The following is a 25,904-nucleotide window of genomic DNA, read 5'->3' on the forward strand; positions in this document are numbered from 1 at the left end:
CATCACTTGCCGCGAATCAGTTTGCGCAGGGCGAACCGGTTCGGGTGACAGGCTTCGGCGACGCTGCGCGGCAGCGGCAGCGGCTCGTTTTCCAGCCACGCTGCGAGCAGTTCACCGGACAGCGGCGCGGTAATCAGCCCGCGCGAGCCGTGGCCGCTGTTGACGTAGAGGCCGTGATGCCACGGGCAGGCGCTGTCCGGCACTTGTCGGGCGTCCTTGCTCAGCGCTGCATAGGTTTGGTTGAACGCAGGCAGGTCGGCGAGCGGGCCGACAATCGGCAGGTAATCGGGGCTGGTGCAGCGAAACGCGGCCCGTCCCTCAAGGCTTTCCACGGGCTGCTGATCGATGTGCAAACGGTCGACCAGATCGCTGGAGATTTCCTCGAGCATGGCCAGATTGCCCTGGTGTTCGGCAGCGGTCGGAGTCAGGTCATCGCTGTGAAAGTCGAAACTGGCGCCGAGGGTGTGCTCGCCCAGACGCGCCGGTGCGACATAGCCTTCGGCGCACACCACCGTCTTCAGCGCGGCGCTTTGCGGGGTTTGCGCCAGACGCGTGATCTGCCCGCGAATGCGCTTGAGCGGCAACGCGGCGCTTTGCGCAAAGCGCTTGATTTCGGCGGCGCCGGCCAGCACCACCACCGCAGCACTGGCGAGCAGACGCTCGCCGTCCCACGCTTGCCACTGATCACCGACCTTGCGCAGTTGCAGTACGTCATGATGGCTGAGCAGTTCGATGTTCGGTTGCGCGGCTTGCGCCTGACACAGCGCGGGCGGATGCACCCAGCCACCTTCGGGGTAGAACAATCCGCCATGGGCCACACCGACCCCGGCGCGCGCCTGCGCCGCCGGTTGCTCCAGCCACTGCAACAGATCTTCGGGGAAGGCCTCGGCCAGTTGCGCGTGCCGTTCGGCTTCCTTTTCATTGAAAGCCAGTTGCAGCACCCCGCAATTGTCCCAGTCGGTGCCGCGTTGCAGGGTTTCCAGCAGACGGCGGGTGTAGCCGAAACCGCTGACGATCAGTTGCGACAGCGCCGTGCCGTGGGCGGACAACTTCAGGTAGAGCACGCCTTGCGGGTTGCCCGAAGCTTCCTGCGCCACGCCCGCGTGGCGCTCAAGCAAGCTGACCTGCCAACCGCGAGCTGCGAGGCTGGCGGCCGTCGCACAGCCGGCCAGACCCGCACCGATCACCAGCGCGCGGCGTTCACCGGTCAACGGGGCAGGGCGGGCGAACCACGGTTTGTGCGCCTGGGGTTGCGTCACGTCTGCCGGCCAGCCGAGGAATTCGCCCCGCAGGATCTCCCACTTGTGGCCGATACCCGGCGTGCGCTTCATCTTGAACCCGGCCGCGTTGAGCAGGCGCCGTACCCAACCGGTGCTGGTGAACGTGCTGATGGTGGAGCCTGGCGCCGCCAGTCGCGCCAGTTCGACGAACAGTTCGGCGGTCCACATGTCGGGGTTTTTTGCCGGGGCGAAGCCATCGAGAAACCACGCGTCGATCTGTGCGTCGAGCTGTGGCAGTTGCTCCAGTGCATCGCCGATCAACAGCGTCAGCGTCACCCGGCCGTTGGCCAGGGTGATGCGCTGGAAACCTTCGTGGATCGCTACGTACTGCCGCAGCAATTGCTCGGCCAGTGACTTGAGCTGCGGCCACAACGCCAGGGCGCGTTGCAGATCGGCCGGGCTCAGCGGGTATTTTTCCACGCTGACAAAATGCAGCCGCGCACCGACCACGGCGTGTTGCTCGAACAGCTGCCAGGCGCAGAGAAAGTTCAGCCCGGTGCCGAACCCGGTTTCGCCGATCACCAGTCGCCCGTTCGCTGGCAGCGCGGCAAAGCGCTCGGCCAGACGGTTTTGTTCAAGGAACACATAGCGGGTTTCGTCGAGCCCCGACTGGTCGGAGAAATACACGTCATCGAACACTCGCGAACGCGGGCGTCCCTGGTCATCCCAGTCGAGCTGGGCGTGGGGCAATACAGGTTTCATGGCAGGCTCGGCAACGGCAAGGTCGCCATTCTAGCCGATCGCGCCGGCGCTGCTTGATCCAAGGCAAGGCGCACGGCCGGGGGCGCGCCGACAATCCACGACGCGCTGGAATTTCTGTGCCGCGGTTTTGCCCAATCCGCTAGTCTTGCTGAATCCTGGAAGGAGCCGTCCCCATGTTTGAATCCGCTGAAATCGGTCACGCCATCGACAACGACACTTATGAGGCGGCCGTTCCCGCCTTGCGCGAAGCCTTGCTTGAAGCCCAGTTCGAATTGCAGCAGCAGAAGCGCTTCCCGGTGATCATCCTGATCAACGGCATCGAAGGCGCGGGCAAGGGCGAGACGGTCAAACTGCTCAACGAGTGGATGGACCCGCGCCTGATCGAGGTGCGCACCTTCGATCAGCAGACCGATGAAGAACTGGCGCGGCCGCCGGCGTGGCGCTACTGGCGGATGCTTCCGGCGAAGGGGCGCATGGGGGTTTTTTTCGGCAACTGGTACAGCCAGATGTTGCAGGGCCGGGTGCACGGTTTGTTCAAGGACCCACGTCTGGATCAGGCGATTGCCGCTGCCGAGCGTCTGGAAAAGATGCTCTGCGATGAAGGCGCACTGATCTTCAAGTTCTGGTTTCACTTGTCCAAGAAACAGATGAAGGCGCGGCTCAAGGCACTGGCAGACGACCCGCTGCACAGCTGGCGCATCAGCCCGCTGGACTGGCAGCAATCGCAAACCTACGACAAGTTCGTCAAATTCGGTGAGCGCGTGTTGCGCCGCACCAGTCGCGATTACGCGCCGTGGCATGTCATCGAAGGCGCTGACGCCAACTACCGCAGCCTGGCGGTGGGCAAGATTCTGCTGGAAGGTTTGCAGGGGGCGCTCAAGCGCGCCGATGTCAGTCCGCAGGAGGTCAGCGCCGCGCCGCTGGGCACGCCGGTCGATCAGTTGAACCTGCTCGACAGCCTAAACCTCGGTCACCGGCTGGACAAGAAAGACTACGAAGAACAACTGATCACCGAACAGGCGCGGCTGTCCGGGCTGATGCGTGACAAACGCATGCGTCGGCATGCGCTGGTCGCGGTGTTCGAAGGCAACGACGCCGCCGGCAAGGGCGGGGCGATCCGCCGGGTCGCGGCGGCACTCGATCCGCGCCAGTACAACATCGTGCCGATTGCCGCACCGACCGAAGAGGAGCGGGCGCAACCGTACCTGTGGCGCTTCTGGCGGCACATCCCGGCACGCGGCAAATTCACCGTGTTCGACCGCTCCTGGTACGGCCGCGTGCTGGTCGAACGGATCGAGGGTTTCTGCAAGCCGGCCGACTGGCTGCGCGCCTATGGCGAGATCAACGATTTCGAGGAACAACTGGCCGACTCTGGAGTGATCGTGGTCAAGTTCTGGCTGGCCATCGACAAGGACACGCAGATGGCGCGGTTTCAGGAGCGCGAGGAGATCCCGTTCAAGCGCTTCAAGATCACCGAAGACGACTGGCGCAACCGCGACAAGTGGGATGACTATCGTGCCGCCGTCGGCGATATGGTCGATCGCACCAGCACCGAAATCGCCCCGTGGACCCTGGTCGAGGCCAACGACAAGCGCTGGGCAAGGGTCAAGGTGCTGCGCACGATCAACCGCGCCCTGGAAGAGGCGTTCGAAAAATCCGACAAGCAGGCGAAGAAGCGCAAGGACTGAAGCGATGGCCGCGCATACGCCGGGTGAATGATCCTCGCGGTCGGCGAGAAGGTGGACTTATGCTCAAGTCCACTTTCAACCGACAACAATGAGGTATGCCATGCGTGAAGTGGTGATCGTCGACAGCGTGCGGACCGGCCTGGCCAAATCCTTTCGCGGCAAGTTCAACCAGACCCGCCCCGATGACATGGCGGCCCATTGCGTCAACGCCCTGTTGACGCGCAACGACATCGACCCGGCCAGTGTCGAGGACTGCATCGTCGGCGCCGGCTCCAATGAAGGTGCGCAGGGCTATAACATCGGCCGCAACGTCGCGGTGCTGTCGCGCCTCGGCACCGGCACGGCGGGCATGACCCTCAACCGTTTCTGCTCATCGGGCCTGCAGGCGATTGCGATTGCCGCCAACCAGATCGCTTCCGGTTGCAGCGAGATCATTGTCGCCGGCGGCGTCGAGTCGATCAGCCTGACCCTGAAAAGCGTCAACACCGATCACCTGATCAACCCGCTGCTCAAGCAGCAGACCCCCGGCATCTATTACACGATGGGCCAGACCGCCGAGGTGGTGGCGCGGCGTTATGGCGTCAGCCGCGAAGCGCAGGATCGTTACGCACTTCAAAGCCAGATCCGCACTGCACAGGCTCAGGCCGCCGGGCTGTTCGATGACGAGATCGTGCCGATGTCGGTCAAATACCGCGTCGAGGACAAAAACAGCGGTGAGGTGCAGATTCTCGACGGCGTGGTCGATCACGACGATTGCAATCGCCCCGACACCACTTATGAAAGCCTCGCCGGGCTGAAACCGGTATTCGCTGACGATGGTTCGGTGACGGCTGGCAACTCCTCGCAACTGTCCGACGGCGCGTCGATGACGTTAGTGATGAGCCTGGACAAAGCTCTGGAGCTGGGTCTGAAGCCGAAGGCGTTTTTCCGTGGCTTTACCGTAGCCGGTTGCGAGCCGGACGAGATGGGTATCGGCCCGGTGTTCTCGGTGCCAAAACTGCTCAAGGCCAAGGGCTTGCAGGTGGCGGATATCGATTTGTGGGAGTTGAACGAGGCGTTTGCGTCGCAGTGCCTGTACAGCCGTGACCGGCTGGAGATCGATAATGAGAAATACAACGTCAACGGCGGCTCGATTTCCATCGGCCACCCGTTCGGCATGACCGGCTCACGCCAGGTCGGGCATCTTGTGCGCGAGTTGCAGCGGCGTAATCTGCGTTACGGCATCGTGACCATGTGCGTCGGTGGCGGGATGGGTGCGAGTGGGTTGTTTGAGGCGGTGCGTTAGACCGGTAAGAACGTCATTGTCTGGAACATAGCTATCGCGAGCAGGCTCACTCCTACAGGGGAACGCGTTCCAAGTGCAGGAGTGAGCCTGCTCGCGATGGGATCAACCGGATTTACCTGTTGGAATGCTTTGCCTGCATCCGCGCGATATAAGCCCGGATTTCCTGCTCTGCCTTCTCCTGACTGTCAAACGGCCCCTCCATGGTATTTTCCCGGGTGCTGAAAAACAGTTGGCCATTGATCCGGCACACCCGGTTGCTGCGAAAACGGGTGCTGGGGGCGCTGTCGGCGGCGCGCATGCCTAACATCATCGATCTCCCTTGGCGAGCGGGCTGAAGGTCCATTGAGCTTATGCCTGAAGCACTTGGCCTGCGCGGCGAGTCGATCAACGGCAGGGCGTCAACATAATGCTGCGACCTGCACAGTTGCATTCGCGGCCAGAGTGCAACTGTCCCTGTGTCACAGTCCAATGCGCGCCTAGAATGGGAGTTCTTGTCAGCAGGCTTTTGGGGTTCGCATGCACATTTCGTCCGGTCGCTGGGTCTATGGATTGTTCCTCGCGCTGCTGACCGCGTTGCTCTGGGGCATTCTGCCGATCAAACTCAAACAGGTGCTGCTGGTGATGGACCCGGTCACCGTGACCTGGTTTCGCCTGCTGGTGTCCGGCGGTTGCCTGTTCCTTTATCTGGCCTCGGTCAAACGTCTACCCAGTCGCAAAGTGCTCGGGCCCAAGGGCGGCTGGCTGGTGCTGATGGCGGTGCTCGGGCTGGTCGGCAACTACGTGCTGTACCTGATGGGTCTCAACCTGCTCAGCCCCGGCACTGCGCAACTGGTGGTGCAGATGGGCCCGATCATGTTGCTGATCGCCAGTCTGTTTGTGTTCAAGGAACGTTTCAGTCTCGGCCAGGGCATCGGTCTGCTGGTCTTGCTGATCGGCTTCGGGCTGTTTTTCAATCAGCGTCTGGCGGAGCTGTTGACCTCGCTGTCGGATTACACCGCCGGGGTCTTGCTGGTACTGCTGGCGTCGACGGTGTGGACGTTCTATGCGCTGGGGCAGAAGCAATTGCTCACGGTGTGGAATTCACTGCAGGTGATGATGGTGATCTACCTGTTCTGCGCCTTGTTGCTGACGCCGTGGGTGCATCCGCTCGAAGCGCTCAACCTGAGCCCGCTGCAAGGCTGGCTGCTGCTGGCCTGCTGCCTGAACACGCTGATCGCCTATGGCGCGTTCGCTGAAGCGCTGGCGCATTGGGAGGCTTCGCGAGTCAGCGCGACCCTGGCGATCACGCCGCTGGTGACGTTCGCGGCGGTGGCGCTGGCCGCGCGGGTCTGGCCGGAGTACGTGCACGCGGAGCAGATCAATGCGCTGGGCTATGGCGGGGCGGTGCTGGTGGTGTTGGGGTCGGCGCTGGTGGCGCTGGGGCCGTCGTTGATGGCCGGGCTCAAGGCGCGGCGGATGAAGATGGCAGCCAGTTAGACCGAGTCGGGGCCATCGCGAGCAGGCTCACTCCTACAGGGGACCACATTCCCCCTGTAGGAGTGAGCCTGCTCGCGATGACTGACTAAGAAACGCTACAGATCTCAGCCCTTGGCCCCAGCCTCGATCATGTTCTCCGGCCGCACCCAGGCATCAAACTCTTCATCGGTCAGATACCCCAACTGCAACGCCGCCTCGCGCAAGGTCAGCCCTTCGCTGTAAGCCTTCTTGGCGATCTCCGCCGATTTGTCATAACCGATGTGCGGGTTCAACGCCGTCACCAGCATCAGCCCACGCTCCAGATGACGGGCCATGGCCTCGGCGTCCGGTTCCAGCCCGGCGATGCAGTGCTGATGGAAGTTGCTGCAGCCGTCGGCGAGCAGACGGATCGATTGCAGCAGGTTGTGGATGATCACCGGTTTGTACACGTTCAACTGCAAGTGGCCTTGACTGGCGGCAATGCCGATCGTCACGTCGTTGCCCAAGACCTGACAGGCGAGCATCGACAGCGCTTCGCACTGGGTCGGGTTGACCTTGCCGGGCATGATCGAGCTGCCCGGCTCGTTGGCCGGCAGTTTCACTTCGGCGAAACCTGCGCGCGGACCGGAGCCGAGCAGACGCAGGTCATTGGCGATCTTCATCAGCGCCACGGCGAGGGTTTTCAGCGCGCCGGAAAGGCTGGTCAGCGGTTCGTGGCCGGCGAGGGCGGCGAACTTGTTCGGCGCGGTGACGAACGGCAGGCCGGACAACGCTGCCAGTTCTGCAGCAATCGCCTCGCCAAAACCATGCGGCGAGTTCAGCCCGGTGCCGACCGCAGTGCCGCCCTGGGCCAGTTCACAGACTGCCGGCAATGCGGCGCGGATCGCCCGTTCGGCGTAATCCAGTTGCGCTATGAAACCCGACAACTCCTGCCCGAAGGTGATCGGCGTCGCGTCCATCATGTGCGTGCGCCCGGTCTTGACCAGTTTCATGTGGCGCGCGGCGAGTTCGGCGAGTCCACCGGACAGCTCGCTGATGGCCGGCAGCAATTGCTCCTGCACGGCTTGTGCGGTGGCGATGCTCATGGCAGTAGGGAAGCAGTCGTTGGAGCTTTGCGAGCGGTTGACGTGATCGTTCGGGTGCACCGGGGTCTTGCCGCCGCGCGGGTTGCCGGCCAGTTCGTTGGCGCGACCGGCGATCACTTCGTTGACGTTCATGTTGCTCTGGGTGCCGCTGCCGGTCTGCCAGACCACCAGTGGGAACTGGTCGTCGTGCTGGCCGTCGAGCACTTCGTCGGCGGCCTGTTCGATCAGCCGGGCGATGTCGGCAGGCAGATCGCCGTTGCGGTCATTGACCCGTGCAGCGGCTTTCTTGATCAGGGCCAGGGCGTGCAATACCGGTAGCGGCATGCGTTCCTGACCGATGGCGAAGTTGATCAGCGAGCGTTGCGTCTGAGCACCCCAGTAAGCGTCGTCCGGGACTTCGATCTGGCCCAGGCTGTCGGTTTCGATACGGCTCATCGTGCACACTCCTGTTGGTCTGTTTGCGCAGTTTAGGCCGGCATCGGCCGTGGTGGTTCCATCGACTCGATTGTTGACTGGCCGACCGGCTCAATCAAGCGCGGCAAGGCTTGGGGGTTGAGCCACGGCAATCGTTAGGCGCAGAATGGTCGCCCTTGGGGTTTGACCTCGCTTTGCTTAAAAGGAAACTCGATGACTCGTCTTCGTGCCATCTGCACCGCGGTTGCACTGGTTTGCGCCAGCGGCCAGGTGCTTGCCGATACCGCCAGCCACAACGCCAGTGCCGAAGCCTTCCTGACCCTGGCTCACGCTGACAAACTGGGCACTCCGGTGTACATGCAAGTGCAGCAAATGTTTGCCCAGCGTTTTGAGCAGACCAAAGCTCCCGAGGCCAAGAAAGCCGTCCTCGAAACCTACCAGGCCAAGGCCAACGCCGCGCTGGACCAGGCCATTGGCTGGAACAAGCTCAAGCCTGACATGGTCAAGCTCTACACCAGCAACTTCAGCGAATCCGAGCTCAAAGACCTGGTCGCGTTCTACCAGTCGCCACTGGGCAAAAAGGTCCTGGAAAAAATGCCTCAGCTGACCCAGCAATCGGCACAGATGACCCAAGGCAAGCTGGAAAGCGCCGTGCCAGTGGTCAACAAGCTGCTCGACGACATGACCAAAGAGCTGACCCCGGCCGCTGCACCGGCCAAGAAGAAGTAAGCGGAGTTCATGATGACCATGCAACAACGCATCGAATCGACGCTGGGCCTGCTTCAGCCTGAGCATCTGCAAGTGCTGGACGAAAGCCACATGCACAGTCGCGGGTTACAGACGCACTACAAGGCAGTGGTGGTCAGCGCGCAGTTCGAAGGCCTGAATCGGGTCAAGCGCCACCAGAAAGTCTACGGCACGCTCGGCGAGCTGATGGGCGAGTTCCATGCGTTGGCGCTGCACACCTACACCCCGCAGGAATGGGCAGAAGTGGGCGCCGCACCGGCGTCGCCAACTTGTGCCGGAGGAGATCAGCGATAAGCGGCAAGCTGCAAGTGAACGGCGGATGAGTTTTGGCTTGCCGCTTTAAGCTTGGAGCTTGTAGCTGCTTTTTTGCTAAAATCCCGACGCGCCGCTTAGCCGGCGCGTTTTTTTTTGAATCCGGTTCACCCTTTGCGAGGGTAGCCACCTGGAGAAATACCCATGACACAACCGATTGTCGTGGCGGCACTGTACAAGTTCGTCACCCTCGAAGATTACGTTGACCTGCGCGAGCCGCTGCTGCAAGCGATGGTCGACAACGGCATCAAAGGCACTCTGCTGATTGCCGAAGAAGGCATCAACGGTACTGTTTCCGGCACCCGCGAAGGCATTGACGGCCTGCTCGCCTGGCTGAAAAACGATCCACGCATGATCGACATCGATCACAAGGAATCGTACTGCGACGAACAACCGTTCTACCGCACCAAGGTCAAGCTGAAGAAAGAAATCGTCACCCTTGGCGTCGAAGGCGTGGACCCGAACAAGAAGGTCGGCACCTACGTTGAGCCGCAGGACTGGAACGCGTTGATCAGCGACCCGGAAGTGCTGCTGATCGACACGCGCAACGATTACGAAGTGGCGATCGGCACTTTCGAAGGCGCCATTGATCCGAAAACCACCAGTTTTCGCGAATTCCCCGAGTACATCAAAGAACACTTCGATCCGGCCGTGCACAAGAAGGTCGCGATGTTCTGCACCGGCGGCATCCGCTGTGAAAAAGCCTCGAGCTACATGCTCGGCGAAGGGTTCGAAGAGGTTTATCACCTCAAGGGCGGCATTCTGAAGTACCTCGAAGAGGTGCCGCAGGAAGAAACCAGGTGGCAGGGCGACTGCTTCGTGTTCGACAACCGCGTCACCGTGCGCCACGACCTCAGCGAAGGCGACTACGATCAATGTCATGCCTGCCGCACTCCGGTCAGCGTTGAAGATCGTGCGTCCGAGCATTACGTGGCCGGCATCAGTTGCCCGCATTGCTGGGACAAGCTGAGCGAGAAAACCCGCCGCAGCGCCATCGACCGGCAAAAGCAGATCGAACTGGCCAAGGCGCGTAACCAGCCGCACCCGATCGGTTACAACTACAAGCAAGCATCCACCGAGGCCTAACCATGTCTGCGCGCCTGCTCTATGTGATGGATCCGATGTGTTCGTGGTGCTGGGGTTTTGCTCCGGTGGCCAGGGCCTTGGTCGAGCAGGCGCAGGCAGCCGGGGTCGAGCTGCATCTGGTGGTCGGCGGTTTGCGCACCGGCAGCGGCGCGGCGCTGGAACCGACCACGCGGCGCTATATTCTTGAACACTGGCAGGCGGTCACCGAGGCCACCGGCCAGCCATTCAAGCTGGAGGGCGCATTGCCGGACGGTTTTGTCTATGACACTGAACCGGCCTGCCGCGCCATCGTCACCGCGCGCAGTCTGGCGCCGGATTGCGCCTGGACGCTGGTCGGTCTGATCCAGCAGGCGTTCTACGTTGAAGGTCGCGACGTCACCCAGGCCAGCGTGCTGGTCGAGCTCGCCGAGCAGGCAGGTGTGCCGCGCATCGAGTTCGCCGCGTTGTTTGATCATGCCGATCAATACAAAGCCACTCTGGCCGATTTCACCTGGGTGCAGGATCTGGGCATTGCCGGGTTCCCGACCCTGCTCGCCGAGCGCAACGGCCAACTGGCATTGCTGACCAACGGCTATCAACCGCTCAGCGAGCTGGCGCCGTTACTCGGTCGCTGGCTGGAGCGCGCCGCCTGTGCCTGACCTTGGCGATGACTCGGCAGCTGGCAAGCATGGTGACCGGCTGAGCTGGGCCGAAGTCCGGCGCCTGGCACTTACGCACAAAAAATCCCTGTGGATCGCCAACGGCGTGGCCGTGCTGGCGACCCTGTGCAGCGTGCCAATTCCGCTGTTGCTGCCGTTGCTGGTCGACGAAGTATTGCTCGGTCATGGCGATGCCGCGCTGAAAGTCATGAACCATTTTCTGCCGAGCATGTGGCAGCAAGCGGCGGGCTATATCGGCCTGATGCTGGTGGTGACGTTGACCTTGCGGTGCAGTGCGCTGTGCTTTGGCGTGTTGCAGTCGCGGTTGTTTGCGCGGCTGGCCAAGGACATCGTCTACCGCATCCGTGTGCGCCTGATCGAACGGCTGAAACGCATCTCCCTCGGCGAATACGAAAGCCTGGGCAGCGGTACGGTGACCACGCATCTGGTCACCGATCTGGACACCCTCGACAAATTCGTCGGCGAAACCCTCAGCCGCTTTCTGGTGGCGATGCTCACGCTGGTCGGCACTGCCAGCATTCTGATGTGGATGCACTGGAAGCTGGCGCTGCTGATTCTGCTGTTCAACCCGCTGGTGATCTACGCCACGGTGCAATTAGGCAAACGCGTCAAACACCTGAAGAAACTCGAAAACGACAGCACCGCACGCTTCACCCAGGCACTGAGCGAAACACTCGATGCGATTCAGGAAGTGCGCGCCGGCAATCGCCAGGGGTTTTTCCTCGGTCGCCTCGGCCTGCGCGCGCAGGAAGTGCGCAACTACGCGGTCAATTCGCAGTGGAAAACCGACGCCTCGAACCGTGCCAGTGGTTTGCTGTTCCAGTTCGGTATCGATATTTTCCGCGCGGCGGCGATGCTCACCGTGCTGTTTTCCGACCTGTCGATCGGGCAGATGCTCGCGGTGTTCAGTTACCTGTGGTTCATGATCGGTCCGGTCGAGCAACTGCTCAATCTGCAATACGCCTATTACGCGGCGGGCGGCGCGCTGGCGCGGATCAACGAACTGTTGGCACGCGCCGATGAGCCGCAATACCCGGGCGGCGTCGATCCGTTCAAGGGTCGCGACACCGTCGGCATTCAGGTGCAAGGTCTGAGTTTCGGCTATGGCGATGAGCTGGTGCTGGATCAGATGAACCTGTCGATTGCGCCGGGCGAGAAAGTCGCCATCGTCGGTGCCAGCGGTGGCGGTAAAAGTACCTTGGTGCAGTTGCTTCTCGGGCTGTACACGCCGCTGGCCGGGACCATCCGTTTCGGTGGTTCGACCCAGCAGGACATCGGCCTGGAAACCGTGCGGGAAAACGTCGCGGTGGTTTTGCAGCATCCGGCGCTGTTCAACGACACAGTGCGAGCCAACCTGACCATGGGCCGCACCCGCAGCGACGAAGCGTGCTGGCAGGCGCTGGAAATCGCCCAGCTCGAAGCCACTGTGCGTGCCTTGCCCAACGGCCTCGACAGCATCGTCGGGCGCTCCGGCGTGCGCTTGTCCGGTGGTCAGCGCCAGCGCCTGGCGATCGCGCGGATGATCCTTGCCGAGCCGAAAGTAGTCATTCTCGACGAAGCCACTTCGGCCCTCGACGCCGCCACCGAATACAACCTGCATCAGGCCATGGCGCGCTTCCTCAATGGCCGCACCACGCTGATCATCGCCCACCGCTTGTCGGCGGTGAAGCAGGCCGATCGCGTACTGGTGTTCGACGGCGGTCAGATTGCTGAAGACGGCGATCATCAGCAATTGATTGCCGACGGCGGGCTATATGCCAAGCTCTACGGCCATCTGCAGCAGATCCAGCGGCCTTGAAATTCAGCGTGGTTTCTGTGCTTAGTGCTTGAATTGCATCGAGTAAAACCCCTTCGAACGCTACTTCGGGCCGGCGGCTTGCGCGATCGACGTAGAGGACGGCAGAGCTGTCCCTTTGACATGTCGAAAATTAGCCTAGGCTGAGCTGTCAGGAGCGGGATTTTCCGGTGTTCATCTGGCAGTGCTTGCGCAAGGGATCTCATGAAGCAAAAGCGGACTCTCGGAACGCCACGGTTGTTGGGCATCGTCTGGCCATTTATTGCCGTTGTGCTGTTTCAAGCGTTGTTGGGTGGCGTGAGTCTGTACGTGCTCTCGGCCGTGCGCGGCTACGTTGCCGGGGAAAGTCTCTGGTCCAAAGGCCAGAAAGACGCGATCTATTACCTCAATCTGTATGCCGACAGCCGTGACGAGGCGATCTTCCTCAAGTATCGCGACGCGATCGGCGTACCGCAGGGCGGCCATCAGTTGCGCCTGGCGCTGGACCGCCAGCCACCTGATCTTGCCACAGCACGTGAAGGCATTCTCAAGGGTGGCAACCACCCCGATGACGTCTCCAGTCTGATCTGGCTGTACCTCAATTTTCGCCATTTCAGTTATCTGGAAACCGCCATCGATCGCTGGACGGTTGGTGATGCCTATCTGGACCAACTCGATGACGTCGCTCAGGAAATGCATCGCGGCATTTCGCAGAACTCTGCGAGCGACGCCGATATCCAGCACTGGAAGACGCGCATCTTCAACATCAACGATGCCGTAACCCCGGCTGCCAAAGCCTTCAGCGATGCTTTGGGCGAAGGCTCGCGGATGATCATGCGCCTGTTGCTGTTCACCAATCTGGCCACGGCGCTGGGGCTGATCGTCCTGGCGCTGTGGCGTACGCACAAATTGCTCAAGCAACGTCACGCCTTCGCCGAGGCGCTGCAACTGGAGAAGGATCGTGCGCACGTCACCTTGCATTCGATCGGCGATGGCGTCATCACCACCGACGTCAGCGGCGCTATCGATTACATGAATCCGGCCGCGGAAGCGATGACTCACTGGAAGGCCGAGCAGGCCGCTGGCCTGCCACTCTCGGCGTTGTTCAACCTGCTCGATGACAATGCCCAGGCCGAAGGGCTGACGCTGATCGAGCACATTCTCAGCGGCAAGCTCAGCGGCGGCAGCGAGCATTCGAAACTGATCCAGCGCCTGGACGGCAGCACCTTGTCGGTAACCCTGGTCGGTGCGCCGATCCGCAATGCCGGCAAGGTCAGTGGCACGGTGCTGGTGCTGCACGACATGACGCAGGAACGCCAGTACATCGCCAACCTGTCGTGGCAGGCCACTCACGATGCGCTGACCGGGCTGGCCAACCGCCGTGAATTCGAATATCGCCTCGAGCAGGCGCTGCACAACCTCACACGTAAGGCCGGGCGGCATGCGCTGATGTTTCTCGATCTGGACCAATTCAAGCTGGTCAACGACACCTGCGGTCACGCCGCCGGCGATGAGCTGTTGCGGCACATTTGCACGCTGCTGCAATCGGGCTTGCGCGAGGGCGATACGCTCGCGCGTTTGGGCGGTGACGAATTCGGCATTCTCCTGGAAAACTGCGCGCCGGAGGCGGCAGAGAAGATTGCCGAGGCGCTGCGTCACACCGTGCAGAACCTGCATTTCGTCTGGAAGGGCCGACCTTTCCTGACCACAGTCAGTATCGGCCTGGTGCATGTCGCGCAGACGCCGACCACCCTCGAAGCCTCGCTGCGCGCTGCCGATATGGCCTGTTACATGGCCAAGGAAAAGGGCCGCAATCGCGTGCAGGTCTACCATGCCGATGACTCCGAGCTGTCGCTGCGCTTTGGGGAAATGGCCTGGGTGCAGCGGCTGCACATGGCCCTGGAAGAAAACCGCTTTTGTCTGTACGCCCAGGAAATCGCCCCGCTCAAACCGAGTCACGGCGAGGCTGGGCACATCGAGATTCTGCTGCGTCTGCACGATGAGTCCGGGCGGATGATCTTGCCGGACAGTTTCATTCCGGCGGCCGAGCGTTATGGCTTGATGACTCAACTAGACCGTTGGGTAGTTCAGAACGTATTTAAAGTTATTGCCCAATGTATTGCCCAGGAACATCAACGGCCATTAGCAATGTGTGCGATTAATCTGTCAGGCATTACTATAGGAGATGACGCGTTCTTGCACTTTCTGCGCGAACAGTTCGTTAACTACAACATACCGCCTGAAATGATTTGTTTTGAAATTACCGAAACCAGTGCAATTGCAAATTTAGGCAGTGCGATCAGATTCATTAATGAACTCAAAGGCTTAGGTTGCTACTTTTCGCTGGATGATTTTTGTGCCGGAATGTCTTCGTTCGCTTATTTGAAACATTTGCCTGTAGACTTCCTGAAGATCGACGGAAGTTTCGTTAAGGACATGCTGGACGACCCGATTAACCGGGCGATGGTCGAAGTGATCAATCACATCGGGCATGTCATGGGCAAGCAGACAATTGCCGAGTTTGTTGAAACAACCCAGATCGAGCAGGCATTGCTTGAAATCGGAGTCGATTACGCTCAGGGTTATGTCATCGAACGCCCGCAGTTGTTTACCTGTGACAGTTTGCAAAGTAGACCCGCCAGACCGCAGCCGCTGTTATTCAAAGCGCCTGGCACGTTCCGTTGAAGTTTTCTGCCGATCCTTACAATCACAACTCAAAAGGAGCCGAACAGTGATCGACACATTCAACCGAACCGGACCCCTCATGGAAGCTGCAAGTTATCCTGGCTGGGCACAACAGCTGATTCAGGATTGCAGCGAGAGCAAGCGCCGGGTTGTCGAACATGAACTTTACCTGCGCATGCGTGATAACAAGCTCAGCGCCAGAACCATGCGTCAGTACCTGATCGGGGGCTGGCCGGTGGTTGAGCAATTTGCCTTGTACATGGCGCAGAACCTCACCAAGACCCGATTCGCTCGCCATCCGGGCGAGGACATGGCGCGACGCTGGCTGATGCGCAACATCCGCGTCGAACTCAATCACGCCGATTACTGGGTGCACTGGAGCCGGGCCCATGGCGTCAGCCTGGAAGACCTCCAGGCCCAACAGGTGCCACCGGAATTGCACGCGTTGAGTCATTGGTGCTGGCACACCAGTTCAGCCGATTCGCTGATCGTCGCCATCGCCGCGACCAACTACGCCATCGAAGGCGCGACCGGGGAGTGGTCGGCGGTGGTCTGCTCTACCGGCGTCTACGCTGCTGCGTTCCCTGAAGAGGAGCGCAAGCGTGCGATGAAGTGGCTGAAAATGCATGCGCAGTACGACGATGCGCATCCCTGGGAAGCCCTGGAAATCATCTGCACCCTGGCCGGCATGAACCCAAGCAAAGCCTTGCAGGCCGAACTGCGCCAGGCGATCTGCAAAAGCTACGACTACATGTACCTGTTCCTTGAACGCTGCATGCAACTGGAAACCTCGGAGCGCATAGTGCATAACCGCGAGCGCAGGGCAGTAGTCGAGAACTAACGCACCCCCCTTGTGGGAGCGAGCCTGCTCGCGATTGCGGACTGCCAGTCGCTGCTGATTCCGGCTGGACTGACGCCTTCGCGAGCAGGCTCGCTCCCACATTGTTTTGTGGTAGTTTCGAAATTCAGTGGCTCACACAGACCCCCTGTGGGAGCGAGCCTGCTCGCGATTGCGGACTGCCAGTCGCTGCTGATTCCGGCTGGACTGACGCCTTCGCGAGCAGGCTCGCTCCCACATTGTTTTGTGGTGGTTTCGAAATTCAGTGGCTCACACAGAACCCCTGTGGGAGCGAGCCTGCTCGCGATTGCGGACTGCCAGTCGCTGCTGATTCGGCTGGACTGACGCCTTCGCGAGCAGGCTCGCTCCCACATTGTTTTGTGGTGGCTTCGAAATTCAGTGGCTCACACAGAACCCCTGTGGGAGCGAGCCTGCTCGCGATAGCGGTGTGTCATTCAATGATCGCATTGGCTGACCCACCGCATCGCGAGCAGGCTCGCTCCATTGTTTTGTGGTGGCTGGGAAAACTCAGCCCGCCATTGCCAGGCGGTTACGCCCTTCACGTTTGGCCACATACAGCGCACTGTCCGCCCGGCGCAGCAGGCTGTCGGCTGATTCGCCCGGCAACAAAGTCGAACAACCGAGGCTCACCGTCAGCTCGATCAGTTGGCCATCGGCGTAATACTCGGCCGTTTGCGTCGCATGGCGCAGCCGTTCGCCGACCATTGCCGCAGCCTCGCGGCTGGTGTTGGACAGCAGGATCAGAAACTCTTCCCCGCCATAGCGAAACACCATGTCGACATTGCGCAACTGCGCCTTCAGCGTCGCCGCGATCGCTTTGAGCACATTATCACCGGCGCTGTGGCCATGACTGTCATTGACCCGTTTGAAGTGGTCGATGTCGATCATCAGCAGCGACAACGGTTGTTGATGACGCCGCGCCATGTCGATCTCGCGTTGCAGGGTCTGCTCCATGGCGATGCGGTTGCCGGCGCCGGTCAGCGGATCGCGCAGCGCGCTCTGCGTCGCTTCGCGATAGAGCAGGGCGTTGCGCATCGGGTACAGCAAGGACGACAGCAACGATTCCAGTTGGCCTTGTTCAAGCTCGCTGAAGCGCTGGTTGCGGCGGAATACCACTTCGCCCAGATGCTCGCCTTCATGGCTCAGGCTATAGCTGATCGAGTGATGGCCGCGGCTGCCGAACTCCAGGCGCAGATCGCTGCCCTGGTGCGCATAAACCAGGGCGTCCAGCGGCACCAGGCGCTGAACTTCACGGAAAAACAGACCGAGAATGCGTTGCGGTTCGAGGCTGGTCTGCAGTTGCAGGCTCATTTGCTGGCGCAGTTGCGCCAGGCTGGCCGGTCGCTCCAGCAGGGGAGGCAGTTGACCAAAGCCCAGGCGCTGCAATTTCGCACTGTCGAAGTCAATCGCATTGGTCTGGGTGGGTGATTTCATATGGCGTGAGCCCCTAAGCAGTAAGTCTGTCTTACAGGCTGGGTGAGGCGGCGATGGGCTGCGCGTCATACTGGTCCGTCAGTCCCGTAGGACATCTGGCGTAAGTCTAGTCTGCCGGATGACGATCAGTCAGCTATCGAAATCGGCCTCGCCCCATTGCCTTCACACGGCATGCTTTAAGGAAGGTTAGAGCGAAACTCATGCCAATCGGTTCGCTTTAATTTAAATCGATTCAAATCAACAGGTTGAATAACCGTCGAGCGAGCCGCTGCCGGGAAATTGGCTGATTTGTTACGGTTGCAGGCGGCAAAGGTCTGCCGCGACAGCAATCTGCCGCGGCAACAAAAGCGACGTATGGCGGTTACTGCGCGTTGAACGCCTGGCCGTTGATGCCGGTACTGTCCGGGCCCATCAGGTACAGGTACACCGGCATGATCTCTTCCGGGGTCGGGTTGTTCAGCGGGTTTTCCCCCGGATAAGCCTGTGCACGCATGCTGGTACGGGTGCCGCCGGGGTTGATGCTGTTGGATCGCACCGGCGCGACACCGTCGACCTCATCGGCCAGCGTCTGCATCAGGCCTTCGGTGGCGAACTTCGACACGCCGTACGCGCCCCAATAGGCGCGACCCTTGCGGCCGACGCTGCTGGAGGTGAACACCACCGAGGCGTCCTGCGACAGTTTGAGCAGCGGCAACAGGGTGCTGGTCAGCATGAACATCGCGTTGACGTTGACCTGCATCACCCGCATGAAATTCTCGCCGGACAACTGTTCGATCGGCGTGCGCGGGCCGATGATCGAGGCGTTGTGCAGCAGGCCGTCGAGGTGGCCGAACTCGGTTTCGATCATCGCCGCCAGCTCATCGTATTGATGGGGCAGGGCGGTTTCGAGGTTGAACGGAATCACCGCCGGTTGCGGATGGCCCGCTGCTTCGATTGCATCGTAGACCTCGGTCAGATTGGCTTCGGTCTTGCCCAGCAGCAGCACCGTGGCGCCATGGGCGGCGTAGGTTTTCGCCGCCGCTGCACCGATGCCGCGACCGGCACCGGTGACCAGAATGACCCGATCCTTGAGCAATTCGGGACGAGCGGTGTAATCAAACATAAAACAACCTCTTCAAGAGTCAGAGCGCCCGCGCTCCGTACGGGAATCCAGCCTGTGCCGTTTCGCGTCAGGTTCAGCAACTGCACAGCGCGTTATCGAGCACCTTGCGCAACTCCAGCGGATGATCCACCACCACGTCCGCGCCCCAGTGACGCGGGTGATCGTCCGGGTGGATGTAGCCGTAAGTCACCGCACACGTCTTGGTGCCGGCGGCGCGGCCGGATTCGATGTCGCGCAGATCATCGCCGATAAACAGAACGCTCGCAGGATCCAGATCAAGCATGTTGCACGCGAGGGTCAGCGGCTCCGGATCGGGCTTGCTGTTTTTCACGTGGTCCGGGCAGATCAGCAGCGCCGAACGCTCGGCCAGCCCCAGTCGCTGCATGATCGGCTCGGCAAAACGCACCGGCTTGTTGGTGACCACGCCCCAGATCAGGTTGGCCTTTTCGATGTCGACCAGCAACTCGGCCATGCCGTCGAACAGCTTGCTGTGCACTGCGCAGCCGACCAGATAGCGCTCGAGAAATTCCTGACGCAACTCCTCGAAACCCGGCGATTCCGGGTCCATCGAAAAGGTCACCGCGACCATGGCTTTGGCGCCACCGGAAATTTCGTCGCGGATGTGCTTGTCGTTGATCGGCGGCAAGCCGCGATCGGCGCGCATGGCCTGGCAGATGGCGATGAAGTCCGGCGCCGTGTCGAGCAGGGTGCCGTCCATGTCGAAAAGAACCGCTCTGATAGCCATGCTTATTCCTCGCGCAGGGTCTGGATCATGTAGTTGACGTCAACGTCGTTGGACAGCTTGTAGTGCTTGGTCAGCGGGTTGTACGTCAGGCCGATGATGTCCTTGACGGTCAGGCCAGCCATGCGGCTCCAGGCGCCCAGTTCGGAGGGGCGAATGAATTTCTTGAAGTCGTGGGTGCCGCGCGGCAGCAGCTTCATGATGTATTCGGCGCCGATGATCGCGAACAGGTACGCCTTCGGGTTGCGGTTGATGGTCGAAAAGAATACCTGGCCGCCGGGTTTGACCATGCGGAAGCAGGCGCGGATGACCGACGATGGGTCCGGCACGTGCTCAAGCATTTCCAGACAGGTGACCACGTCGAACTGCTCGGGCAATTCTTCGGCCAGCGCTTCGGCAGTGATCTGCCGGTATTCGACGCTGACGCCGGACTCCAGTTGATGCAGTTGCGCGACCGCCAGCGGCGCTTCGCCCATGTCGATGCCCATCACGGTCGCGCCGCGCTGGGCCATGGCTTCACTGAGGATGCCGCCGCCGCAGCCGACGTCGAGAACTTTCTTGCCGGCCAGATTGACCCGCTCGTCGATCCAGTTGACGCGCAGCGGGTTGATGTCGTGCAGCGGTTTGAATTCGCTTTCGCGGTCCCACCAGCGATGGGCCAGGGCCTCGAATTTGGCGATTTCGGCGTGGTCGACGTTGCTCATGTTCAATTCCTCGAAAAACTTCAAAAAGGCTGTAGCCGCGGAGTCTGCTCCACGGTGTTTACGATTCGGTGTGGCCGCTGATGCGCTGACCCCAGTGGCGTGCGGTGGCGCCCAGTTGCTGTTCGTCCATGCGCGTCAGGCGCCGGTCGTCGAGCAGTTGTTTGCCGGCGACCCACAGGTGTTTCACGCAATCGCGACCGGTGGCATAGATAAGCTGCGAAACCGGGTCATACACCGGTTGCTGCGCCAGGCCGGACAGATCGAAAGCCACGATGTCGGCGGCTTTGCCGATTTCCAGCGAGCCCACTTGCGCGTCGATCCCCAGTGCCCGCGCGCCGTTGAGCGTGGCCATGCGCAGCGCACGGTGGGCGTCCAGCGCGGTGGCCGAGCCGGCAACGGCTTTCGCCAGCAATGCCGCGGTGCGGGTTTCCCCGAGCAGGTCGAGATCGTTGTTGCTGGCGGCGCCATCGGTGCCGACCGCGACATTCACCCCAGCCTGCCACAAACGCTCGACCGGGCAAAAACCGCTGGCCAGTTTGAGGTTCGACTCCGGGCAGTGGATCACGCTGGTATTGCTTTCTACCAGCAGCGCGAGGTCGTCATCGCTGATCTGGGTCATGTGCACGGCCTGGAAACGCGGGCCGAGCAGGCCGAGGCGACCGAGGCGCGCCAGTGGCCGTTCGCCGGTCTGCTCGACTGCCTGCTGGACCTCGAACGCGGTTTCATGGACGTGCATGTGAATCGCGGCGTCCAGTTCCTCGGCAATCACGCGGATTTTCTCGAGGTTCTCGTCGCCGACGGTGTACGGTGCGTGAGGGCCGAAAGTAACCTTGATGCGATCGTGATGCTTCAGATCGCCGAACAGCTCGACGCCCTGACGGATGGCTTCATCGGCACTGCTTGCGCCGGGAATCGGAAAGTCGAGGATCGGAATGGCGATCTGCGCGCGAATGCCGCTGTTGTGCACGCGCTCGCTGGCGACCTTGGGGTAGAAGTACATGTCGGAAAAACAGCTGATGCCGCCCTTGATCTGCTCGGCAATGGCCAGATCGGTGCCGTCACGGACGAAATCTTCATCGACCCATTTGGCCTCGGCCGGCCAGATGTGATTTTCCAGCCAGGTCATCAGCGGCAGATCGTCTGCCAGGCCGCGGAACAGCGTCATCGCGGCGTGGCCATGGGCATTGATCAGGCCCGGGGCGAGCAGCACATCCGGCAATTCACGGATTTCAGTGGCGTTACACTTCAGCGCTTCGGCGCGCGGGCCGATAAACACGATACAACCGTCGCGGATGCCCAGGCCGTGCTCCTTGAGTACGACGCCAGCGGGTTCGACGGGGACCAGCCAGGTCGGCAGCAATAAAAGGTCGAGCGCAATGGCAGGTTTGGGCATCGGGAGTCGGTTCCAGTGCTTTTGTAAAGGATGGCGAAGTATACCCGAGCGTCTTCGCGGGGGGATCGCTATAATCGGCGGCTTTTGTTCATGAGTGCGGGGTGTGGGATGCGCGATCGACTGTTGGCTGCGGAGAAAGTGAAGGCCATCGATTGGCGAGACGGCGCGCTGCACCTGCTGGATCAGCGTATTTTGCCGTTTGAAGAAACCTGGATCGCCTACACCAGCGCCGCCGGCGTGGCCGAGGCGATCCGCTCGATGGTTGTGCGTGGCGCACCGGCCATCGGCATCAGCGCGGCCTATGGCATTGTGCTCGCGGCCCGCGCGCGGATCGCCGAGGGTGGTGACTGGTACGCGGCGCTGGAGGAAGACTTTGCGCTGTTGGCCGATTCTCGTCCGACCGCAGTCAATCTGTTCTGGGCGCTGGGGCGCATGCATGATCGCCTCGACCGCCTCAAAGGCAATGCCGATCCGCTGGTGGCGCTGGAGGCCGAAGCCATCGCCATTCACGAGAGCGATCGCGAAGCCAATCTGACCATGGCCCAGTTGGGCGTCGACCTGATCCGCAAACACCAGGGCAATGCCCAGGCGATCCTCACCCACTGCAACACCGGCGCCTTGGCAACCGGCGGTTTCGGCACGGCCCTGGGGGTGATTCGCGCGGCTTATATTGAAGGTATGGTCGAACGCGTTTACGCCGACGAAACCCGTCCTTGGCTACAGGGTTCGCGCCTGACCGCGTGGGAGCTGGCCAACGAAGGCATTCCGGTAACCCTCAATGCTGACTCCGCCGCCGCGCACATCATGAAAACCAAAGGCGTGACCTGGGTCATCGTCGGTGCCGACCGCATCACCGCCAACGGCGATGTGGCCAACAAGATTGGCACCTATCAACTGGCGGTCAACGCCATGCACCACGGCGTGCGCTTCATGGTCGTCGCGCCGAGCTCGACCATCGACATGAACCTGGCCAGCGGTGATGACATCCCGATCGAAGAGCGCGCCGGCGCCGAATTGCTCGAAGTCGGCGGCAAGCGCGTCGGTGCGGATGTTGAAGCCTTCAACCCGGTGTTTGATGTAACGCCGGCGGACCTGATCGATGCGATCGTCACCGAAAAGGGCATCGTCGAACGCCCGGACACCGCCAAGATGGCCCAGTTGATGTGCCGCAAGCGCCTGCATTGAAGGACTGTGGCGTCTGCAAGGTCGCCATCGCGAGCAGGCTCACTCCTACAATTTTGTGTCCGGCGCAAACCCTGTAGGAGTGAGCCTGCTCGCGATGAGGCCAGAAAAGTCAATAAACAACTCAAAACCTGCCCCGGATTTCACATTCAAAGAAGCTCTGAGCCTCTCTCGTCCCCCTCAAGCCTGTCACCGGTCAACTAACTATGCTCCATGCGCATCTGGGGGATAGGTGCGTGGCGGCTCTTGTGATAACATCCGGCGTTTTCCGAGGCCGCTCCACGGAGCTGTCTTCACTGCGCAAATCCGCGATCCGAATGTTGATTTGTCGTAAGTCGGCGCATGGCACCCGGCCTGCCCCGACGAGCTTCGTTGCTCCCACATGGATATGACGAAGTTTCACCAGAAAAAGGAATCAGGCTTCTCATGGGCGAACTGGCCAAAGAAATCCTCCCGGTCAATATCGAAGACGAGCTGAAACAGTCCTACCTCGACTACGCAATGAGCGTAATCGTCGGCCGAGCACTGCCGGACGCGCGCGATGGCCTCAAGCCCGTGCACCGTCGCGTGCTGTTCGCGATGAGCGAGCTGGGCAACGACTTCAACAAGCCGTACAAGAAATCTGCCCGTGTCGTCGGCGACGTGATCGGTAAGTATCACCCGCACGGTGACACTGCCGTGTACGACACCATCGTTCGTATGGCCCAGCCGTTCTCCCTGCGTTACCTGCTGGTCGACGGCCAGGGCAACTTCGGTTCTGTCGACGGCGACAATGCCGCGGCCATGCGATACACCGAAGTGCGCATGACCAAGCTGGCGCACGAGCTGCTGGCCGACCTGCACAAGGAAACGGTGGACTGGGTGCCGAACTACGACGGCACCGAACTGATCCCGGCGGTCATGCCGACCCGCGTACCGAACCTGCTGGTCAACGGTTCCAGCGGTATCGCCGTGGGCATGGCGACCAACATCCCGCCGCACAACCTCGGTGAAGTCATCGACGGTTGCCTGGCGCTCATCGACAACCCCGAGCTGACCGTCGACGAGCTGATGCAATACATTCCCGGTCCGGACTTCCCGACCGCAGCGATCATCAACGGTCGCGCCGGCATCATCGAAGCCTACCGTACCGGTCGCGGGCGCATTTACATGCGCGCCCGCTCGATCATCGAAGACATCGACAAGGTCGGTGGCCGTCAGCAGATCGTCATCACCGAACTCCCTTACCAGCTGAACAAGGCGCGTCTGATCGAGAAGATCGCCGAGCTGGTCAAAGAGAAGAAGCTCGAAGGCATCACCGAACTGCGCGACGAGTCCGACAAGGACGGTATGCGCGTCGTGATCGAGCTGCGTCGCGGCGAAGTGCCTGAGGTGATCCTCAACAACCTCTACGCCCAGACCCAGTTGCAATCGGTATTCGGCATCAACATCGTGGCGCTGATCGACGGCCGTCCACGCATCCTTAACCTCAAGGATCTGCTCGAAGCCTTCGTTCGTCACCGTCGCGAAGTCGTCACCCGCCGTACCGTGTTCGAACTGCGCAAGGCCCGCGAGCGTGGTCACATTCTTGAAGGCCAGGCCGTTGCCCTGTCGAACATCGACCCGGTCATCGCCCTGATCAAGGCTTCGCCGACGCCGTCGGAAGCCAAGGAAGCGCTGGTCAGCACACCGTGGGAATCCTCGGCAGTGGTGGCCATGGTCGAGCGTGCCGGTGCCGATTCGTGCCGTCCGGAAAACCTCGATCCGCAATACGGTCTGCGCGAAGGCAAGTACTTCCTGTCGCCGGAACAGGCGCAAGCCATTCTCGAACTGCGTCTGCACCGTCTGACCGGTCTGGAGCACGAAAAGCTGCTGGCCGAGTATCAAGAGATTCTCAACCAGATCGGCGAGCTGATCCGCATCCTCAACAGCGCCGTGCGCCTGATGGAAGTGATCCGCGAAGAGCTGGAAGTGATCCGCGCCGAATACGGCGACCAGCGCCGCACCGAAATCCTCGATGCGCGTCTCGACCTGACCCTGGGCGACATGATCCCGGAAGAAGAGCGCGTGGTGACCATTTCCCACGGTGGCTATGCCAAGACCCAGCCACTGGCGGCGTATCAGGCGCAGCGTCGTGGCGGTAAAGGCAAGTCGGCCACCGGTGTCAAGGATGAGGACTACATCGCTCACCTGCTGGTTGCCAACAGCCACACCACGCTCCTGCTGTTTTCCAGCAAGGGCAAGGTGTACTGGCTCAAGACCTACGAGATCCCGGAAGCGTCCCGCGCCGCCCGTGGTCGTCCGCTGGTCAACCTGCTGCCGCTGAGCGAAGGCGAATACATCACCACCATGCTGCCGGTCGATCTCGAAGCCATGAAGCGTCAGGCTGATGAAGAAGAAGCCGAAGGCGTCGAGGCTGATGTAGAAGAGATCGAAAACAGCAACGAAACCGACGAAGAGCGCCGTGCGCGCATCAAGGCTGCCGATCGCAAGAAAGCGCCGTTCATCTTCATGTCCACCGCCAACGGTACCGTGAAGAAGACCCCGCTGGTGGCCTTCAGCCGTCAACGCAGCGTCGGTCTGATCGCACTGGAGCTGGACGAAGGCGACATCCTGATCTCTGCGGCCATTACCGATGGCGAGCAGGAAATCATGCTGTTCTCCGACGGCGGCAAGGTCACGCGCTTCAAGGAATCCGAAGTTCGCGCCATGGGCCGTACCGCTCGCGGTGTGCGCGGCATGCGTCTGCCGGAAGGGCAGAAGCTGATCTCCATGCTGATCCCGGAAGAAGGCAGCCAGATCCTCACCGCTTCCGAGCGCGGCTACGGCAAGCGCACGGCGATCACCGAGTTCCCTGAGTACAAGCGTGGCGGTCAGGGCGTTATCGCCATGGTCAGCAACGAGCGTAACGGCCGTCTGGTCGGCGCGGTGCAGGTGCAGGACGGTGAAGAAATCATGCTGATTTCCGATCAGGGCACCCTGGTGCGTACCCGTGTCGACGAAGTATCGAGCCTGGGCCGTAACACCCAGGGCGTGACCCTGATCAAACTGGCCAAGGATGAAACCCTGGTCGGTCTGGAGCGGGTTCAGGAGCCTTCGGAGATCGAAGGTGAAGAGCTTGAAGGTGAAGAGGGCGAGGAATTCGAAGGCACCGTCGGTATCGACGAGGCTGGAGACGACCAGCAACTCGACGCCGCAGCTGACGAAGAGCCGCAAGAATAAGCGGACAAACGAGGGGGCGGATGAAAATTCGCCCCCTTGTTATTTGTCCTGTTTGAAAATTTGCGACACTGCAACGATCGTTCCCACGCTCTGCGTGGGAATGCCGCTGGGGACG

Annotated in this window: 20 protein-coding genes; 12 read left to right on the forward strand and 8 right to left on the reverse strand. The window is 61.1% G+C overall.

Annotated features, from left to right (window positions below):
* Window positions 1–2 precede the first annotated feature (2 nt).
* Window positions 3–1,982 (reverse strand): bifunctional tRNA (5-methylaminomethyl-2-thiouridine)(34)-methyltransferase MnmD/FAD-dependent 5-carboxymethylaminomethyl-2-thiouridine(34) oxidoreductase MnmC, encoded by a 1,980-nt coding sequence (gene mnmC, locus J3P75_RS08380; RefSeq protein ID WP_434709900.1) that lies wholly within the window; start codon window positions 1,980–1,982, stop codon window positions 3–5.
* 173 nt (window positions 1,983–2,155) lie between these two features.
* On the opposite strand from mnmC, the gene pap reads away from it, so the two are divergent.
* Together pap and J3P75_RS08390 are read left to right on the forward strand one after the other, a co-directional pair.
* Window positions 2,156–3,670 carry a polyphosphate:AMP phosphotransferase gene (gene pap / locus J3P75_RS08385; RefSeq protein ID WP_434709901.1) on the forward strand — a complete coding sequence of 505 codons (1,515 nt, stop codon included), beginning with the start codon at window positions 2,156–2,158 and terminating at the stop codon, window positions 3,668–3,670.
* Between the two features lie 100 nt (window positions 3,671–3,770).
* Window positions 3,771–4,955, forward strand: coding sequence for a thiolase family protein (locus tag J3P75_RS08390; protein WP_203418950.1), 1,185 nt, complete (start codon window positions 3,771–3,773; stop codon window positions 4,953–4,955).
* Window positions 4,956–5,067: 112 nt separating this feature from the next.
* Here the strand turns inward: J3P75_RS08390 and J3P75_RS08395 are convergent, their stop codons facing one another.
* Window positions 5,068–5,262 carry a DUF6316 family protein gene (locus J3P75_RS08395; protein ID WP_434709902.1) on the reverse strand — a complete coding sequence of 65 codons (195 nt, stop codon included), beginning with the start codon at window positions 5,260–5,262 and terminating at the stop codon, window positions 5,068–5,070.
* 209 nt (window positions 5,263–5,471) lie between these two features.
* On the opposite strand from J3P75_RS08395, the gene J3P75_RS08400 reads away from it, so the two are divergent.
* Window positions 5,472–6,431: a DMT family transporter gene (locus J3P75_RS08400; protein ID WP_434709903.1), complete on the forward strand. Its 960-nt coding sequence runs from the start codon at window positions 5,472–5,474 to the stop codon at window positions 6,429–6,431.
* Window positions 6,432–6,535: 104 nt separating this feature from the next.
* Here J3P75_RS08400 and J3P75_RS08405 read toward each other — a convergent pair whose 3' ends face one another.
* A complete protein-coding gene (locus J3P75_RS08405) occupies window positions 6,536–7,930 on the reverse strand; it encodes a class II fumarate hydratase (RefSeq protein WP_434709904.1) in 1,395 nt (464 codons plus the stop codon).
* 192 nt (window positions 7,931–8,122) lie between these two features.
* On the opposite strand from J3P75_RS08405, the gene J3P75_RS08410 reads away from it, so the two are divergent.
* From J3P75_RS08410 to J3P75_RS08440, 7 genes are all read left to right on the forward strand, one after another.
* Window positions 8,123–8,638 (forward strand): DUF2059 domain-containing protein, encoded by a 516-nt coding sequence (locus J3P75_RS08410; RefSeq protein WP_090285089.1) that lies wholly within the window; start codon window positions 8,123–8,125, stop codon window positions 8,636–8,638.
* Between the two features lie 12 nt (window positions 8,639–8,650).
* Entirely contained in the window at window positions 8,651–8,950 is a 300-nt protein-coding gene (locus tag J3P75_RS08415; protein ID WP_090285088.1) for a BolA family protein, read from the forward strand.
* A 162-nt stretch (window positions 8,951–9,112) separates the two neighbouring features.
* Window positions 9,113–10,054 (forward strand): rhodanese-related sulfurtransferase, encoded by a 942-nt coding sequence (locus J3P75_RS08420; RefSeq protein ID WP_090285086.1) that lies wholly within the window; start codon window positions 9,113–9,115, stop codon window positions 10,052–10,054.
* A gap of 2 nt (window positions 10,055–10,056) precedes the next feature.
* Window positions 10,057–10,692 carry a DsbA family protein gene (locus J3P75_RS08425; protein ID WP_434709905.1) on the forward strand — a complete coding sequence of 212 codons (636 nt, stop codon included), beginning with the start codon at window positions 10,057–10,059 and terminating at the stop codon, window positions 10,690–10,692.
* A complete protein-coding gene (locus J3P75_RS08430) occupies window positions 10,685–12,511 on the forward strand; it encodes an ABC transporter ATP-binding protein (RefSeq protein ID WP_434709906.1) in 1,827 nt (608 codons plus the stop codon). Before J3P75_RS08425 ends, J3P75_RS08430 begins: the two co-directional genes overlap by 8 nt.
* Window positions 12,512–12,712: 201 nt before the next feature.
* Entirely contained in the window at window positions 12,713–15,172 is a 2,460-nt protein-coding gene (locus J3P75_RS08435) for an EAL domain-containing protein (RefSeq protein WP_434709907.1), read from the forward strand.
* 79 nt (window positions 15,173–15,251) lie between these two features.
* Window positions 15,252–16,013 carry a TenA family transcriptional regulator gene (locus tag J3P75_RS08440; protein WP_434709908.1) on the forward strand — a complete coding sequence of 254 codons (762 nt, stop codon included), beginning with the start codon at window positions 15,252–15,254 and terminating at the stop codon, window positions 16,011–16,013.
* A 525-nt stretch (window positions 16,014–16,538) separates the two neighbouring features.
* Here the strand turns inward: J3P75_RS08440 and J3P75_RS08445 are convergent.
* The 5 genes from J3P75_RS08445 to J3P75_RS08465 form a co-directional block, all read right to left on the reverse strand.
* Window positions 16,539–17,465: a GGDEF domain-containing protein gene (locus J3P75_RS08445; RefSeq protein ID WP_203418944.1), complete on the reverse strand. Its 927-nt coding sequence runs from the start codon at window positions 17,463–17,465 to the stop codon at window positions 16,539–16,541.
* 361 nt (window positions 17,466–17,826) lie between these two features.
* On the reverse strand, window positions 17,827–18,567 hold the full coding sequence (locus J3P75_RS08450; RefSeq protein ID WP_434709909.1) for a YciK family oxidoreductase: 741 nt from the start codon (window positions 18,565–18,567) through the stop codon (window positions 17,827–17,829).
* Between the two features lie 73 nt (window positions 18,568–18,640).
* Window positions 18,641–19,312 (reverse strand): N-acetylmuramic acid 6-phosphate phosphatase MupP, encoded by a 672-nt coding sequence (gene mupP / locus J3P75_RS08455; RefSeq protein WP_206415883.1) that lies wholly within the window; start codon window positions 19,310–19,312, stop codon window positions 18,641–18,643.
* Between the two features lie 2 nt (window positions 19,313–19,314).
* A complete protein-coding gene (gene ubiG / locus J3P75_RS08460; protein WP_434596471.1) occupies window positions 19,315–20,013 on the reverse strand; it encodes a bifunctional 2-polyprenyl-6-hydroxyphenol methylase/3-demethylubiquinol 3-O-methyltransferase UbiG in 699 nt (232 codons plus the stop codon).
* A 58-nt stretch (window positions 20,014–20,071) separates the two neighbouring features.
* Window positions 20,072–21,406: a TRZ/ATZ family hydrolase gene (locus tag J3P75_RS08465; RefSeq protein WP_434709910.1), complete on the reverse strand. Its 1,335-nt coding sequence runs from the start codon at window positions 21,404–21,406 to the stop codon at window positions 20,072–20,074.
* A gap of 108 nt (window positions 21,407–21,514) precedes the next feature.
* Here J3P75_RS08465 and mtnA point away from each other — a divergent pair, with 108 nt between their 5' ends.
* Both mtnA and gyrA read left to right on the forward strand, forming a co-directional pair.
* Window positions 21,515–22,591, forward strand: coding sequence for an S-methyl-5-thioribose-1-phosphate isomerase (gene mtnA, locus J3P75_RS08470; protein ID WP_206415881.1), 1,077 nt, complete (start codon window positions 21,515–21,517; stop codon window positions 22,589–22,591).
* 423 nt (window positions 22,592–23,014) lie between these two features.
* Window positions 23,015–25,789 carry a DNA gyrase subunit A gene (gene gyrA / locus J3P75_RS08475; RefSeq protein ID WP_434709911.1) on the forward strand — a complete coding sequence of 925 codons (2,775 nt, stop codon included), beginning with the start codon at window positions 23,015–23,017 and terminating at the stop codon, window positions 25,787–25,789.
* Window positions 25,790–25,904 lie beyond the last annotated feature (115 nt).

This window comes from Pseudomonas sp. R1-1, assembly GCF_051132135.1.
Lineage (GTDB): Bacteria > Pseudomonadota > Gammaproteobacteria > Pseudomonadales > Pseudomonadaceae > Aquipseudomonas.